The organism is Shewanella sp. SW32 (assembly GCF_025653365.1).
GTDB classification, from domain to species: Bacteria; Pseudomonadota; Gammaproteobacteria; order Enterobacterales; family Shewanellaceae; genus Shewanella; species Shewanella oncorhynchi.
This window is the reverse complement of sequence record NZ_JAKKSJ010000015.1, coordinates 100754-116232: the sequence shown is the minus strand read 5'-3', so window position 1 is coordinate 116232 and position 15479 is coordinate 100754. Positions and strand designations below refer to the sequence as shown.

Annotated in this window: 13 protein-coding genes and 1 pseudogene; 6 read left to right on the top strand and 8 right to left on the bottom strand. The window is 45.7% G+C overall.

Annotated features, from left to right (window positions below; genetic code table 11):
• Positions 1 to 154: pseudogene (locus L5M28_RS11120) on the bottom strand (IS110 family transposase); the annotation flags it as partial.
• A 191-nt stretch (positions 155 to 345) separates the two neighbouring features.
• On the opposite strand from L5M28_RS11120, the gene L5M28_RS11115 reads away from it, so the two are divergent.
• Positions 346 to 2763, top strand: coding sequence for a Lon protease family protein (locus L5M28_RS11115; protein WP_263196279.1), 2418 nt, complete (start codon positions 346 to 348; stop codon positions 2761 to 2763).
• Between the two features lie 71 nt (positions 2764 to 2834).
• Here L5M28_RS11115 and L5M28_RS11110 read toward each other — a convergent pair whose 3' ends face one another.
• Positions 2835 to 3902: an alkene reductase gene (locus L5M28_RS11110; protein WP_212600007.1), complete on the bottom strand. Its 1068-nt coding sequence runs from the start codon at positions 3900 to 3902 to the stop codon at positions 2835 to 2837.
• A gap of 133 nt (positions 3903 to 4035) precedes the next feature.
• On the opposite strand from L5M28_RS11110, the gene L5M28_RS11105 reads away from it, so the two are divergent.
• The gene (locus tag L5M28_RS11105) at positions 4036 to 4617 is read left to right on the top strand and encodes a TetR/AcrR family transcriptional regulator (RefSeq protein WP_263196280.1); all 582 of its coding nucleotides are present in this window, start codon (positions 4036 to 4038) and stop codon (positions 4615 to 4617) included.
• Between the two features lie 176 nt (positions 4618 to 4793).
• On the opposite strand, the gene L5M28_RS11100 is transcribed toward L5M28_RS11105, so the two are convergent.
• Positions 4794 to 5018, bottom strand: coding sequence for a TIGR02922 family protein (locus tag L5M28_RS11100; protein ID WP_263196288.1), 225 nt, complete (start codon positions 5016 to 5018; stop codon positions 4794 to 4796).
• Between the two features lie 332 nt (positions 5019 to 5350).
• Positions 5351 to 6919: a methyl-accepting chemotaxis protein gene (locus L5M28_RS11095; protein WP_263203335.1), complete on the bottom strand. Its 1569-nt coding sequence runs from the start codon at positions 6917 to 6919 to the stop codon at positions 5351 to 5353.
• A 435-nt stretch (positions 6920 to 7354) separates the two neighbouring features.
• On the opposite strand from L5M28_RS11095, the gene L5M28_RS11090 reads away from it, so the two are divergent.
• Positions 7355 to 8077, top strand: coding sequence for a YebC/PmpR family DNA-binding transcriptional regulator (locus tag L5M28_RS11090; protein WP_105249827.1), 723 nt, complete (start codon positions 7355 to 7357; stop codon positions 8075 to 8077).
• Positions 8078 to 8142: 65 nt separating this feature from the next.
• Here L5M28_RS11090 and L5M28_RS11085 read toward each other — a convergent pair whose 3' ends face one another.
• Positions 8143 to 9831 (bottom strand): carotenoid oxygenase family protein, encoded by a 1689-nt coding sequence (locus L5M28_RS11085; protein ID WP_263203334.1) that lies wholly within the window; start codon positions 9829 to 9831, stop codon positions 8143 to 8145.
• 13 nt (positions 9832 to 9844) lie between these two features.
• The gene (locus L5M28_RS11080) at positions 9845 to 10351 is read right to left on the bottom strand and encodes a DUF2141 domain-containing protein (RefSeq protein ID WP_263203332.1); all 507 of its coding nucleotides are present in this window, start codon (positions 10349 to 10351) and stop codon (positions 9845 to 9847) included.
• Between the two features lie 183 nt (positions 10352 to 10534).
• On the opposite strand from L5M28_RS11080, the gene L5M28_RS11075 reads away from it, so the two are divergent.
• On the top strand, positions 10535 to 11728 hold the full coding sequence (locus L5M28_RS11075) for a sensor histidine kinase (protein WP_263203331.1): 1194 nt from the start codon (positions 10535 to 10537) through the stop codon (positions 11726 to 11728).
• 29 nt (positions 11729 to 11757) lie between these two features.
• The gene (locus tag L5M28_RS11070; RefSeq protein ID WP_168823385.1) at positions 11758 to 12408 is read left to right on the top strand and encodes a response regulator transcription factor; all 651 of its coding nucleotides are present in this window, start codon (positions 11758 to 11760) and stop codon (positions 12406 to 12408) included.
• A 93-nt stretch (positions 12409 to 12501) separates the two neighbouring features.
• Here the strand turns inward: L5M28_RS11070 and hpf are convergent, their stop codons facing one another.
• Both hpf and L5M28_RS11060 read right to left on the bottom strand, forming a co-directional pair.
• Positions 12502 to 12858 (bottom strand): ribosome hibernation-promoting factor, HPF/YfiA family, encoded by a 357-nt coding sequence (gene hpf, locus L5M28_RS11065; RefSeq protein ID WP_028760784.1) that lies wholly within the window; start codon positions 12856 to 12858, stop codon positions 12502 to 12504.
• Positions 12859 to 13106: 248 nt separating this feature from the next.
• Positions 13107 to 14675, bottom strand: coding sequence for a methyl-accepting chemotaxis protein (locus tag L5M28_RS11060; protein ID WP_105249832.1), 1569 nt, complete (start codon positions 14673 to 14675; stop codon positions 13107 to 13109).
• A 428-nt stretch (positions 14676 to 15103) separates the two neighbouring features.
• Here L5M28_RS11060 and L5M28_RS11055 point away from each other — a divergent pair, with 428 nt between their 5' ends.
• Positions 15104 to 15478 carry a DUF3649 domain-containing protein gene (locus tag L5M28_RS11055; RefSeq protein WP_131523016.1) on the top strand — a complete coding sequence of 125 codons (375 nt, stop codon included), beginning with the start codon at positions 15104 to 15106 and terminating at the stop codon, positions 15476 to 15478.
• The last annotated feature ends 1 nt before the right edge of the window (position 15479 follow it).

The following is a 15479-nucleotide window of genomic DNA, read 5'->3' as shown; positions in this document are numbered from 1 at the left end:
CCATAACGATAAGGCAAGGCTCAATTTTCGCGACAAAGGGCAGCAAGTCTTTGCGTCTAAGCATTTTCTTTTTGATTAACTTGCCTGCTTTATCGACACCAACAGCATGAAAAACAGACTTTGCGATATCTAAACCGATTGTAGTAATCTTCATAGGTGGACCCGTCCTCTTTCTGATGAGTTTTAGCGACTACATCGTGGCCCATTGCGAGGCCGATTAAAAGTGGATGGGTCCATTCCATTATCCCTAAAGACATATATCAGCAATAACAGGGTTTTGATTGACAAAAATGCTATCTTATTGTCTACAATGGAAATAATAAGGCTGAAAAACCAAGGATATTTATGCCCACTGACGTCGTATCAAGCCAAGCTACCCTGCTCAACAGTAAACAATTATATCGCATTTGCGAACTCGACCAATTAAGCACAGATTGCCAATCGACAGCAGAACTCACACCTCTCAATGATATTGTCGGCCAAGAACGCGCCCAGCAAGCGGTAGAGTTTGCAATGGGAATTAAAGAAAAGGGTTACAACATCTACGCCATAGGTCAGAACGGCCTCGGCAAACGGACCATGATGCTGCGTTACCTAAGCCGTCACGAGCCAAACGACCATACCCTGTACGATTGGTGCTATGTGGTTAATTTCGATGATACCCGTTGCCCTAAAGTACTGAAACTGAGCGCAGGGACTGGGCTTGAATTTAAAAAAGCCGTCGAAAAGTTGATGCTTAAACTTGTCAAAGCTATGCCTTTAGCCTTTGATAATGAAATGTATTATGCCCGCACCGAAAAGCTCAAAAGCCAATTATCACAGAAACAAGAAGTCGCACTCACTGAATTAACCGAAGAAGCGAAACAAAAAGGCATCAGCCTCAGTTTAACCATGCAGGGCGACTATCAAATGGTAGCGCTCAATGGTGAAGAACCCCATGACGAAGCTTCATTCGAAGCATTGACAGAGACTGAACGTAGTCAATTTGAAAGTAATATCAATGGCCTAGAAGTTAAACTGCGCGGTATTATTCGCCAAATCACTGAATGGGAAGAAGAATTCAGCGACAAGCAGCAAGAGCATGACGAACAAGTCGCCAAAGAAGTATTAATCCATTTTATTAAGCCACTCAAAGATAAGTTCAAGCACCAGCCAGAAGCGCGGACTTTCTTAACCGGTATGCAGGCGGATATCTTAGACAATTTAGATATCTTTTTAGAAGAAAGTGAAGAACAACTGGGCCTAGCCTACGCTTCCCTTGAAAAGAAAATGCCCCGCCGCTACCAAGTTAACGTTTTGGTCGCTCAAGGGACTCAAAAATTCCCTATTGTCGTAGAAGAAAGCCCAAGTTATCACAGCCTATTTGGCTATGTGGAAAATGCCACCTTCAGGGGGACAGTGTTCACCGACTTCTCACTTATCCGCTCTGGCAGTCTGCACAAAGCTAACGGCGGCGTGCTATTAATGGATGCGGTAAAAGTGTTAGAACGCCCTTACGTGTGGGACGGGTTAAAACGCGCCCTGCGTTCACGCAAACTCGATTTAAGTTCACTCGAGCGGGAAGTGTCACTGTCGGGCACTATTTCATTAGCGCCTGAGCCTATCCCCTTAGATGTGAAAATTATTCTGTTTGGCGATCATGAAACTTATCAGCTGTTACAGCACTATGATCCTGACTTCAGTGAGTTATTCCGCGTTACCGCCGATTTTGAAGATGTGATGGACAGAACCTCAACTTCTGAGGCGCACTATGCCCGCTTTATTTCGAGCATAGTTCACGACAACAACATGCTGCACTGCGACCGCGCCGCCATAGCGCGCATCATTGAATACAGCTCGCGGGAAGCCGAAGATCAACAAAAACTGTCGCTACACTCGGCCAATATTGCCAACCTACTGCGGGAATCAAACTACTGCGCTAAATCTTCGGGCAGTCAGCAAATTTTAGTACCGCACGTTGAGCAAGCACTGCGAAATCAGGAGCAAAGAGTCTCGCGTCTGCACGACAACATAATGCAAAGCTTTACCAACGGCACGACCTTGATTAGCACTCAGGGCAAAGTGGTTGGGCAAATCAATGCCTTATCCGTCATCTCGACCTCAGATCATCAGTTTGGTATGCCCAATCGCATCACAGCAACCACAGCGTTTGGTAAGGGTGAAGTGATGGATATCGAGCACAGAGTCAAACTTGGAGGCCGGATCCATTCTAAGGGCGTGTTGATCTTAACCGCTTATTTAGCCTCAGTTTTAGGTAAGACGGCGCAAATCCCGCTCACCACTTACCTCACCTTCGAACAATCATACAGCGGTGTGGACGGTGACAGCGCCTCAATGGCCGAATGTTGCGCGATTATCTCGGCCATTAGCGAGCAAGCACTAAGGCAAGATATTGCCATCACAGGTTCGATGAACCAATTTGGCGAGGCTCAACCCATTGGCGGCGTGAATGAAAAAATTGAAGGCTTCTTCGATGTTTGTAAAATAAAAGGCCGTACACCGGAGCAAGGGGTGATTATTCCTGCCTCGAACATGGCCAACCTTATGCTGCGCAAAGACATTGTCGATGCAGTGGCACAGGGGGAATTCCATATTTGGGCTATTACCCATGTGACTCAAGCAATGGAGTTACTGCTCGGTAAAACCGCAGGAAGTTTGCCGCAAACGGCCGCACCTAGCCAAGGGCAATATTCTCCCGAGAGCATTTTCAGCATCGCTCAGCAAAAACTCACCGCACTCAGATCCTTAGTTAAAGCGGATTAAATAAAAGGCACGAGACAAACGAAAAGGGTTAGCACATGCTAACCCTTTCTTTATTCAGCTATTAAATGAAATTACACTAAGCTTGCTAGCATTTCGTCGCTGTAAGGAACCAGTTCAACGCCATCACGCACGCGAGCAACATAGTCAGGATTGGCAATGAATGGGCGACCAATAGCAATCAAATCAAACTTATTCGCCGCAATCGCTTCACTGGCAGTTTCAGCGCTGTAGCTTCCAACTCCCACTAAGGTTTTGCCATAGTGTGCGCGCACATAGCTTGAAGCTCTGCCACCAAGATAATCGAATTCCATGCTGTCATCGAAAATCCCAATATGCACAAAAGCGATATCGCGGGATTCCAGCTCAGGCAAGAAGTAATCGAACACTTCGCGGTCACGACTATCTGCCGCCATATTGAAATAAGCCCCTGGAGAAATCCGTAAACCGGTTCTGTCTTTGCCGATACGAGCCACAACAGCATCGACAACCTCAAGCGCAAAGCGGGACATATTGGCTGGAGTGCCACCGTATTCATCGGTGCGGCGATTGCTGTCATGGTGTAAGAAAGTGTCAATCAAATAACCATTTGCACCGTGGATTTCGACGCCATCGAACCCAGCTTCAATGGCATTTTCCGCCGCTTTGGCGTAATCACGCACTAGGCCTTGAATATCCTCAAGTGTGGCAGGTTTTGGCGTGACATATGTCAGTTCGCGCATTCTTGGCACGCTGCCTTCAATCTTCTGTGCTGATGCAGCAAGCACATCACCACCACCGAAAAAGTGTGGATGAGCAACACGGCCCGTATGCCATAACTGCACAAAAATCTTACCGCCATTGGCATGTACAGCATCGGTCACTTTACGCCAGCCAGCAATTTGCGCTTGAGTAAAAATACCAGGGGTATTTGGATAACCTTGAGCATCGGGACGAATAATCGTCGCCTCTGTGATGATCAAACCCGCTTCGGCGCGGCGTGCATAATAGGCGACCATATCATCGGTCGGCACTAAATCGGCATCCGCCATACAACGGGTTAAAGGTGCCATTAAAATACGATTATTTAAGGTAATAGTGTCATTAAGTGAGTAGGTATCGAACAGATTTACCAATGAATTTGGCGTGGTTTGTGTGGTCATTTTCTCAGTTCCATTCTTGAATATGCATTCAAGATATTATTATTTGAACGATCATTCAAGTTCATTTTTGAATGTTTGTTCAAATTTAGGTAGAATCTGGCCTAAGCGTTTCTATACAAGTGAATGAAATTCGATGCGTAATGCAGAGTTCGACCGAGAACAGGTACTTCGCGGCGCTATGGCCGCCTTCATGCACAAGGGTTACACCAAAACGAGCATGCAAGATCTTACTCAAGCCACGGGATTACATCCGGGGTCGATTTACTGTGCCTTCACCAATAAACGCGGGTTATTAATCGCGGCCATTGAGCAATATCAACTCGACAGAAACGAACAATTCAACAATCTATTCGGCAATGGCGAGAATGTGCTGACTAATTTGAAAACCTACTTAGATCATCTCGTTATTGAATGTCTGAGTTGCGATAGCGCCCAAGCTTGCTTACTGACAAAAGCGTTAAATGAAATTGCAGAGCAAGATGTTGAGATCCGAGACATCATCAATCAGTATCTACAATCTTGGCAGCAAACACTCACGCTACAATTTGCCACCGCAACGTTACAAGGACTCCTCCAAGGCGATCGCAGCAGCGAGCAAAGAGCCCAATATTTAATGATGGGAATTTATGGTTTAAGAACCTTCGCCCACACCCATCCTAATACCGAAACCTTACAGTACCTTGCAGATCAATTATTGGCAGAAGTCTGCCATTAAAGTGCGTTAATTTGTGGGACAGTAAATATCTAAATGACTAACCGAATATGATTAGGCGAACAAGCGCTAACATTAATAGAAATAGATGGATTGAATAAAGTTTTTGCAGAAGATGTCGGGACGATAATTTAGCAAAGCGAATTATTCGTCCCAAGAATGACGATTAGTTTAAAATGTTAACCTATATTAGCTTGAGCAAACACTCGCTCGCCTAATGAATTCAATATCTTACACTCACCTTCAAGTACAGCAATGATAGATTTTCCCTTGCGGAAACTTCCAGGTATCATCACACGCCCAGCTTCACTCACTGGCAAATTACCTAATACGGCGTTGTGCATAATTAACCCTACGGGCGCATCATAATATAAAACAGTTACAGTCGCTTGATTTGCTTGCATCATATTTAACTCACATTAAGCAGCATCTACTGCGTTATATTTACGTCGCAAGAGAGCTCCCTGTCCTCAACATTTTAAAATATCCAGAAAGATATTTTAAACATTTTAAATCAATTATTTAAGGTCTTATTCAAATTTTATGATTTTTTATTGGATACAATACTGTCTTATACTGTACACCTTGAGCTATTTAAGCACTTCGGCAAAAAGATGCCAATCTATTTCTATTATGTTAATCAATTACCCACTATCGATCACATATAAGACACAAATAAAGATGCGTTTTTATGCATTTTTTAGAGTAAATAACCTAAATTTGAGTTATCAGTAATCTACTTAGCTTTAAATCCCACTCGAAATCCGCCCCAATGTTTACCGTTTACAAAAATGGGCACCGACAAGTCGTGCATCACTTCGCCCGTATCGCGTTTATAAGTTTGCAATAGCACAGGTTCAGTATGGGCGCCGCAACGGATCCCTGTCGGATCATTAAACAAGCGTTTGGTTCGATTGTGCACCATATCAACCTCAACTTTGCCTGTCAGTGCTTGGCTAAAGCGTTTATTATGGGTCGGAAAATAACCTTTCCTATCAACGGCTCCCGCATAAATAATTTCGCTGTGTTTTGCCAGAATGGGCTCTTGAATTGTTGGAAAATGCTGATCGGTATAACGATCGAAAGCCGTGCTGTATTTCTGCGGCTGAGTATTGGTAATAGGTTGGTATTTAGGATTAAACAAATCAGCCTCGCTAAAACTGCCACTGGCTAAACCTTGTGCTAACTTGTCACCGCACGCTTTAGCGGCAACATTCGCCAATTGCAGAACCTGCTGATCGAAGGTTTGTGTATCCCATTTAGACAGCGCTTTAAAAATACCCTCAGTGGTCAAGGATAAAGTAAAGGCCTGCTCGGATACGCTATGACTCTGTTTACCCGTCGAATTTAACGAGTCACGAATTTGAGTCACCGAGCGGCTAATGTCGTTAGTAGTGTTGTTATATTGTTTGAGTGAATCTTCCATATCACCTAAGGCATGGGCCGATTGAGTCACAGAAGCCGAAATCTCAGTAAAGTGCGCGTCTAACTCGCCCATAGCCGCAACCACATCGGCGGTTTGCGTTACGACCCTTTCCATCAGCCCAGAAGTTTTATCCGTTTCACTGCGGATTTCTAATAGCATTTTGCCAATATCTTGGGTTGCACCCGCCGTTTTCCCCGCAAGGCTGCGTACTTCGTCTGCCACTACCGCAAAACCTCGACCCTGCTCTCCCGCACGGGCCGCTTCGATAGCCGCATTTAACGCCAACAGATTAGTTTGCTCGGCAACGGAGTTAATCACTTCGGTAATTTTTTGGATTTCTTCGGCTCTTGATTTAAGCGCCTGCACTTGCTCAGCGGCAGTATCAATATCCGTACTCAGTGAATGAATGGCTGCAACACCTTTCTGAGCTTGACTTCGTCCCTGCACGCTAACGCGCTCAGCCTCTTGAGCTTGGCCTAAAATATCTGCCGCATTATCGCCAAGTTGGGCCGTAGTGTGACTCAATTGCCCCGCGGCAACCGCAATGGCGCTGGCATGCTCGCCATTTGATTCAATTGATTTATTCAGTAAATCAATAAAATGCGACACCTCAGCCGAACCAATAGCCATTTTGCTGGTTTGCACACTAATGTCGTGGGCGGGGATGCTTTGCTCTTGTAATACCTTAATGTTTGCCTCATCGGTGTCGAGCTTAGCCTTAGATGCGCGCAAACACACCCATACCACTAAGCCACAGGCAAGAACGCCCAAGATCACCGCCTGCACAATACTCGGAAGATGCAGTCCCTCAAGTAATAAACTCCCCAGAGTGACCAGCGTAAAACTGATGAAAATTAAAATTTTGTGCTGTATTTCCATATACTTCCCGTAACTGCGCAAGGTAAAAATGAAAGGGAAATGCTAAGAGTCGAATCATTAGCCTTCGTTCAGCTGCTATCAATTACAGCGGCTATTGCTTACAACTGACGAGGGAGGACTAACTATGATAGCGCTCAAGATTTATAGTTTTAGTCTATTTCTCTGAATAAGCTAGATAATTTATCTCGCTAAATAAACAAAGTAGAAGTTAGCTATCATCAACAGTCTCACGAGCGTATGGCATTAGACATTAGTATTAATCTATCGCGATATAGTCCTTGCCTATCTAAAAGCGGATCTTCCTTGATAAAACCAACTTTGCCCTGAAATGCGTGCCCCGTCGCCTTCTAGGTAATAAATCACATAGGGACGACTGCACTTATGCCAAGAAAACTGCTAATATCGGCGCAATTTTTTTGAGCTAACGAGATCAAGATGGGCAGAGCATATCAAAACAAGAAAGAATCCATGGCGAAAACAGCCGGTCAAAAAACCCGCATTTATTCACGCTACGGTAAAGAGATTTACGTTGTCGCTAAGCAAGGCGGCGTTGAGCCCGATGGAAACTTATCACTGCGTCGCTTAATTGAACGCGCTAAGAAAGACCAAGTGCCCGCGCATGTTATTGAACGCGCAATTGAAAAAGCCAAAGGCGGCGGTGGTGAAGATTACGATACCGCCCGTTACGAAGGTTTTGGTCCTGGCAACTGCATGGTCATTGTTGACTGCTTAACCGATAACGTAAAACGTACCTTCACCGAAGTGCGTCAAGCCTTCGTGAAAAACGATGCCAAACTCGGCGGCCCTGGTACAGTTGGCCACATGTTTGATCATCAAGCCGTGTTCGTGTTTGCGGGTGATGACGAAGATGCGATTTTAGAACTGCTGATGATGGCTGACGTTGATGTAAGCGATGTTGAGCTTGAAGATGGCTTAATCACAGTATACGCGCCACACACTGAATACTTTAAAGTCAAAACTGCGCTGACCGAAGCAATGCCAGATGTTAACTTTGAATTTGACAATATCACCTTCGTACCGCAGGACATGACTAAAGTTGAAGGTGAAGATGTCGTTATGTTTGAAAAGTTTATTGCCGCACTTGAAGATTGTGACGACGTACAAAACGTCTATCACAATGCGGAAATTGATGACTAGACGTTTCTTTCGCCTGAAACAAAAACGCAGCCAAGAGCTGCGTTTTTTATTTATAGATCATAATATTAAGCTTCAATAAAGCAGCCATGAAACCCTAGTGGCAATACCCTGTTCATTTGAGCCGAAGCGATGGGGCCCGCACTGATATCACTGGCACGAAACAAAGACAAACCAGACTGTGCATTATGGTAATCGAGCCAAGTCATCAGTAAATAAGCTTCGTGCTGCTCAGTGGCGGGGATATAGAGCGGCTCTTCGGCAATTTTGCCTTTGCCAAGATAAAACGCGCTATAGCTCGCGTCGCCAAGTGTATCCGCACTGTGCTTGCTGCTGTCTTTTGCATTATGAATACAATATAGAGTGTTACTTAGCCCTGATTCAGAGTCAGATTCTGCTTCATATTTAAAGTTGGAGCTGGAGCCAGAGTTAACAGCTGAATCTGATCTTGCTCCAACGCCAAATAACGGAACAAACTCCGAAGCCCCGCCTGTTTTCTCTGCAAACGCTTTTTCACTGCTAGTTTGTTTTTTACCCATAATGTGCTGCGAAAACTGGGGAAACTCCATCATCACGCCGCTGCGCTTAATACGTGCAGAGAAAGACAAGGTCTCCGCAAACTGCGCTTTGCTAGTTGCTGTAAGTGCTACTGTGAGCGGTACTGTGAGCGGTACTGTGAGCGGTACTGTGATAGTCACTAACTCTGCATGAGGTGTCTTAGTTTTACGCTCCCCCGCCAGTAACCCCTTCATCCCTTGGGTTAAAATCGCTGAATTGGGATAGAGGCAAAGCTGCACCGAAAGCTCGTCATTCTTCTCAATGGCTTGACCAAAGTGAAACACAAATCCCGCAGGCACCGGGTGTAACTGCCGCGTTTTAAAGTCGGCTTTGTCGATAACCAGTAATTGCGATGGCAATTCGGGGCGCCATTTAAAGGCATCAATATAGGTTTCGCCCTCTTCATACACGCAAGATGAAATGTAAAACACTAGCTTATTCTCACTCTGCGCGAAGGCATGTAAATAGCTAGCTTGAGGTAATTCAATCACTTCCATTCTGGCAATGCTGTCATCGGCTGCCACTTGATACACAAGTAATTGCTTCTCACCACCGACATACCAGACGCCAAAATTCCACAGTCCACCTTGTCCGTCATCGAGTGGGTGAGCAGAAAAGGGCAAGCCCTTAAATTTGTCACCAAAGCTTTTAACGCCGAGCGTGGTTAAGGTCTGGGCATCGAGTCGATAGGGTGAACCCGCTTCCCACAAGGCAAGCAACTCGCCGTGGCGCGGCAATAAACTGGTATTGGCCACATTCAAGTCATCGTTATTTCGAATAGGTAAAGCATTGGGGATCACTGTGCCTGCGGTCGTGTACTTAAACGCGCCAGCGGCCTCTTCCACTTTAAACTTCTTTGTTTGGATGAACTTGGCCTGATGCTGAATTTGCCCATTGCTCACACTAAACTGTTGCACCATGCCATCGCCATCGAACCAATGCTGATATGCCTTACCTGCCCGAGACATTTTCGCTGGCCCATTACGATATAGATTGCCACTCAACTGCGCTGGCCACTCGCCCGAAACCTGCATAGTGAGTGGCGGATAGTCGCCTTGCGCCCCATTAAAACCTATGGCCCATGGCTCACCTGCGACCGTTTGTGCGTTATCCAGCGCCAGCAATTTATCCACTGAACTGGCCCAAACTGCACTCGTCATTAGGGCGGCTGAGCCTGCTAGAAATTGACGTCTATCCATGGTGCAGCCCCCCTTAGCGAATATGTATGGTGATTTGCGCATCGGCCTGCAGACTAAAACTGGCGTCTTTAAAGCTCGCTGGTCCAAAACTGCCGGCGTTATTGCTAAAACCATAGCCTTCACTCGGCACACCTAACATATTGGTATCTAAACTGTGATTGTTGTTTTCATCATGAAAGACCTTTACCGCGTATTGGCCATCGGCGAGATCGCTAAATACCAGCCTGTGATCTGTTTTAGTGACGGGCTTTATCATAGATGCGCTAGGATTGTGGCCTGCGGCGTAATCCTCGGCATTGGCATAAAGCTCCACCATCAAGGCGCCAGTTTGTACTTGAATATTATCGATATCGACAGTCAGGGAATGTGCCTGGCTCTCTGCGGACATGGTGCCTGCCGATATACTTCCAGCCGACAAGAGCGAGCAAGCTAAGCCTGCGCCCCAAATCGCTGATAACGTCCTTTTGGTCATATTTGCTTGGCGAATCTGAGTTGTCATAGCCGAGTTCACGTGTTTCATGTCTTACTCCTGTTATTTGCGCTGATAAGTAACTGCGATGGAGTTAGCTTAAAAAATCGCAGGACGAAAAACAGGTGCCAAAAGTCATGAAACAAAAATTTAACAAGATGACTTTTGGTATAGTGACATCTGGCGTTGATACCTTAGAATGGTCGGCAGAATTGGATTAAGGAATCGTCATTCGTGCTAGAAAATCGATTAGCGAAAGAGGAAAACATGTTGATTGCTGCAGGAGTGCTCACTTGGGCATTAGTCGCTTGGGTTGGGATAAATCAAGCCGCATTGCATACATGGCAAGGCATGCTAAATGCCGTACTGTATGGGCTGTTTGTAGTGCAATTTATACTGATAGCTACCGATAAAGTTACGCATAATAATATTCAACTTCGCCGCATAACCACGCTAGCAATGCCCTTGATCGTACTGGGCTTATTACTCACGGCAAACCATGCATTGCTGCCGATCCTCTTCGTCATTTGGGCGTCACTGTTGCCTGAGTTTTTTAGTCGTCGCCAAGCCATTTCACAGCTAGTGTTGGTCAATGTTGTTTATTACCTACTGCAGCAATGGCAATTGCATGAACAAAGCAATGTGTTCAATATTTTGATTTATCTTGGTTTTCAATTCTTTGCCTACAGCAGTAGCCAAGCAAGGCTTTCTGAACGTAAATCACGTTTGATACAAGAACAGCTAAACCAACAGCTTATTGCCACTCGCGCCCTGCTGAGCCAAGCCAGCGAACAGCAAGAAAGATTAAGGATCTCCCGCGATTTACACGACATTCTTGGCCACCAGCTCACAGCACTCTCTCTGCAATTAGAAGTACTGAGCCATAAAGCGCCCGAGGAGCTCAAACCTCAAGTTAACCAAAGTAAATCCTTAGCTAAAGAGCTACTTGAAAGTATTCGCGCCGTCGTCAGGGCTCAAAGAGTGCAAGTGGGATTGGATTTAGTCCCACCTTTAGAGGCACTGATGACCCGCTTACCCAGCGTGACTCTTAACTGCAAAGGGATGAAGCCACTGCAATCAGCCGAACTGACTCAGGCGCTACTGTTAGTGCTGCAGGAAGGCATCAGCAACGCCGTTCGTCACGGCAAGGCGAATCAACTGCAATTGAGCATGCAAGACTCCCAAAGCGCACTGGTATTGCAACTAAGCGACAACGGCGTGGGGCTAACACGGGGAGCCGCGCGAAACACATCAGTTAAAAGCGGCACAGGGCTAAACGGTACAGGACAGTTCGGTACAGGGCAGTTCGGTACTGGGCTCGGCGGCATGCAGGAAAGGCTACAACCCTTTAATGGCACCTTGGAGTTAAGGGCAAATGACTCGGCATCCGGCTGCCAACTCACCCTCACACTCCCTGCACTCGCTTAACTTTTTATTAAAAACGCTTTGGGATCACTATGGATACGCAAAACAACATTATCAGTGTCGGTTTAGTGGAAGATCAGCAATTGGTTCGCCAAGGTATCGCCAGCCTGCTCGCTATTTCCGACAACATTCGCGTGTTATGGCAAGCCGAAGACGGTCAAGATGCACTCAAAAAGCTTGCCAGCAATCCCGTCGATGTGCTGCTCAGTGATATCCGCATGCCAAATCTTGATGGTATCGCCATGCTCAAACAGATACGGCAAAGTGCCAATCGCTTACCTGTCATCATGTTAACCACCTTCGACGACAGTGAGTTATTCCTCAATAGTTTGCAGGCGGGCGCCAATGGGTTTTTGCTCAAGGACGTGTCACTCGACAAGTTACTGCACGCCATCGAAACCGTCGCCAAAGGCGGCTACTTGATAGAGCCTTCGGTACTCAAACAGATGAGTGAGCCTAAACCTGCACCTAGCGTTGGGGTAACTAGAAATGAATTATTGTCGGAACGGGAGCGGGAAATTCTCAGTTTTATGGCGGGCGGCTTCTCCAACAAGGAAATCGCCAATGCGGTATTTTTAGCCGAGGGCACAGTGAAGAATCATGTCTCTAACATACTCACTAAACTCGATTGCCGAGACCGTACCCAAGCTGTGCTCAAGGGATTACAACTGGCATTGATTTAACCCATTAGCATTAAACCAAACCCGATTGCCAACAAAAAGGGCCATTTAAGGCCCTTTTTGTGCTCATCTAAAGCGATGAGTTATGGCTAAAACCTAACGAAGATCCATCTCTTGGATAATTTCATGGGCAATAGCTGGCGTTGTACAGCTCGGGGTTTCATGCAAATCCGCTTTTAACTGACCTTTACGGTGCTTAAGTGCTGCATCTAATTTTTTCGATGCGGCTTTGATTGCTGGGTACATAACCTCATCGGTACCTGAAGCAGAAATACGGCTTCCTTCATAATTCGTACGAAGCTCAACCTGATACTCGCCATGCTCTTTCGCAATAATAATGTCCAGTGCGATCAGAGAGGGGAAATGGGTGGCGATTTTTGCAAATTTTTCGTTAACATCTTCTCTAATAGAATCAGTAACATCGACGTGGTGACCAGAAATATTTATTTTCATAGGTTGTCCCTTTTAGTGTCATTACTTTTATTTTTGCTTCACTAATAGAGCTTGGGGCATGCAGGATAAAACACAAGGGTTATTGGCAAATATTTCGGTCAACTCAGGTATTAGCATCTCCTAAATGTGACCTCCATCAAGAAGTCAAAAATAAAACAGCGAGAAAAACATGATTAAGTGATTGATTTATAAACAGGCATTAATAATAAATCAATCACAAAATGCAATACGACATAAGGTAAATACGCTTAATATTTACGTTGCACACTCTGCTGCCAAAACTGTTGGGACAAATGATGCGTCTTGGTCGATAAACGCGACACTTGATCACCCCGCGCTGCCGCATCGAGCGTCTGCTCTAAACTCTGCTGAGCCAAGTCGCTGATCACATGGATGGCTCGGCTAATTTCTGCGGCCACCGAAGTCTGCTGCGTCATCGCCGCCGCATTATCATCACTCAAAGAATTAATTCGCGAAATAGATGAAAGCAACTCGCCAAAAGCCACACTCGCATCTTGCGCTAAGCTTACCGAACGTTTTACCTGTTCCTGCCCCGCCATCATGGTCGAGGTCGCCCTTTGAGTGCTTTCCCTAAAACGGCTAACAATTAACTCAATTTGCGAGGTGGATTGGCTAGTACGACTCGATAACTGCCTGACCTCATCGGCCACCACGGCAAAACCACGACCACTCTCCCCTGCCCGTGCCGCTTCAATTGCCGCATTTAAGGCTAATAAGTTAGTTTGGTCGGCAATGGCACGTATGACTTCGAGCACTTGGTGAATCGCACTGCTATCTTGTTCAATAGCTTGTACAACATCGGAAAAGTGGCTCACTTGTACACTTAACTGATGTATCGCATCAATAACCGTTTCTAAACGAGAATGCCCGCGTTGAGCCGCCTCATGGCTCGACACCATTTCCGAGGCAGTGCGATGAATGTTTCCCGTTACTTCAGCAAAACTGGCACTCATCTGCTCCATCGCAGTCGCAGCTTGCGTGGTTTGTTCACTCTGACTATCGGCATGCTCCCAAGTGTTTGTAATGGTTTGTTTAAGGCTGACACTTTGTGCTTGGATCTCACTGGCAGAATCAGCCATACGGCCAACAACGCCACCAATTTCAGTGATCAAAAAACGTAGGGCGAGGTCTAATTTACCGATCTCATCTTGGCGGCCGGTGTACACGCCCGTAGCGACGGGATCGTCAATAATGTTGGTTGCCATAGACACAAGCTTTTGCAGCGGCTGCATCAGGTAATACCATGCTAGGCACGCGAGACTCATCCCTACCATCGCGGCAACTATGGGGGAATAACTGGCAATCATCGCCGTAGCCGTAATCGAAACCAACATGGCCAGCAGTATTTTGCCACTGAAACCTAACCTATCTTTACGCAATACTTTAGGTTGCTTGCCTTGATTAATATCACTGTAAATACTCTCAGCGGCTTTAATCTGCTCAGGGGTAGCTTGGCGACGAACAGATTGATACTCATGAACTTTACCATCTTCATACACAGGCGCGACGTAGGCATTCACCCAATAATAGCCGCCCGTTTTGGTGCGATTTTTAACTATCCCCATCCAAGGCTTGCCCTGCTTAATTCGCTCCCAGAGGATCTTAAATGCAGCCGCAGGCATATCTTGATGGCGCACTATGTTATGTGGATTCCCTTGCAACTCAGCAACACTAAACCCACTGATCTGCGAAAAGGTCTGATTCACATATTTAATATTTCCCTTCAGATCCGTCGTTGATAGTAAAATCGCATTATCTGACAGGTGTGTTTCACCATTTGTAGAATTTTTATGCATAGGGTTATCAGGCTAGGTCTCGGTAAAAAAGATAACGCATTCTGCCAAAACCGTCGTCTATCAAAATTGATAAAGCTCACATTGGCAGCATAAAAATTAACCTAATGCTAAACAAGCAGTAACCACTAAACACATATCAACAAATAAAAACAAACAATTGTGACAGGGCGCTCGTTACGCTACATACGTTAAACTCGTCACCCTACACTCGCTAAAGCAGATTAGCTTAAGATCACAAATTCACATTCGAATCTAAATGATATCGTTTATCATTTGAATTAACTAAGTTATACTTCTCGCGGTTAGCTATCTACTGCTATAGAAATGCATTCGTCGTTAAGCCAAAAAGCTCAAGCACACTTTGCAGAATCAACAGTAGCGGATAGCCAAAACAGACCCATATTGGCTCGAAATGAGAAGTGGCACTTATGTCTAATACACCCGCGTTTGAAACCTCAACGCAATCTTCTACAACCCAAATGCGCTCGTTCTCGCTGATTTCGCGGGGAATTGTGCAATGGTTTAAGCAAGAGCAATCGCAGTTTGCCTTCAAAGTCTTTGCCCGTGCGAGTGCCGCTCTACTGGCGGGTTATGTTGCGGCAGCAACCTTGGCTTGCCTGCTGACATTAGTGCTACCTATGCCGCGCTTTGAAAGCACGATAACGGCCAATATGTTAGCTTTCCTGTTTTATGCCATCGCTATTATTTATGCCTTTTGTGTGCGTAAAACTTGGCATGCGTGGCGAGATTTAGGCTTAGTGAGTTTGTTATGTTTTGGATTGATCAAGGTATGTGGGCAATAAG

What these genes read in the sequence shown, in the direction of transcription:
- L5M28_RS11115 (WP_263196279.1), top strand. Translation starts at nt 346, where the DNA reads ATGCCCACTGACGTCGTATCAAGCCAAGCTACCCTGCTCAACAGTAAA.
- L5M28_RS11110 (WP_212600007.1), bottom strand. Translation starts at nt 3,902, where the DNA reads ATGACCACACAAACCACGCCAAATTCATTGGTAAATCTGTTCGATACC.
- L5M28_RS11105 (WP_263196280.1), top strand. Translation starts at nt 4,036, where the DNA reads ATGCGTAATGCAGAGTTCGACCGAGAACAGGTACTTCGCGGCGCTATG.
- L5M28_RS11100 (WP_263196288.1), bottom strand. Translation starts at nt 5,018, where the DNA reads ATGCAAGCAAATCAAGCGACTGTAACTGTTTTATATTATGATGCGCCC.
- L5M28_RS11095 (WP_263203335.1), bottom strand. Translation starts at nt 6,919, where the DNA reads ATGGAAATACAGCACAAAATTTTAATTTTCATCAGTTTTACGCTGGTC.
- L5M28_RS11090 (WP_105249827.1), top strand. Translation starts at nt 7,355, where the DNA reads ATGGGCAGAGCATATCAAAACAAGAAAGAATCCATGGCGAAAACAGCC.
- L5M28_RS11085 (WP_263203334.1), bottom strand. Translation starts at nt 9,831, where the DNA reads ATGGATAGACGTCAATTTCTAGCAGGCTCAGCCGCCCTAATGACGAGT.
- L5M28_RS11080 (WP_263203332.1), bottom strand. Translation starts at nt 10,351, where the DNA reads ATGAAACACGTGAACTCGGCTATGACAACTCAGATTCGCCAAGCAAAT.
- L5M28_RS11070 (WP_168823385.1), top strand. Translation starts at nt 11,758, where the DNA reads ATGGATACGCAAAACAACATTATCAGTGTCGGTTTAGTGGAAGATCAG.
- hpf (WP_028760784.1), bottom strand. Translation starts at nt 12,858, where the DNA reads ATGAAAATAAATATTTCTGGTCACCACGTCGATGTTACTGATTCTATT.
- L5M28_RS11060 (WP_105249832.1), bottom strand. Translation starts at nt 14,675, where the DNA reads ATGCATAAAAATTCTACAAATGGTGAAACACACCTGTCAGATAATGCG.
- L5M28_RS11055 (WP_131523016.1), top strand. Translation starts at nt 15,104, where the DNA reads ATGTCTAATACACCCGCGTTTGAAACCTCAACGCAATCTTCTACAACC.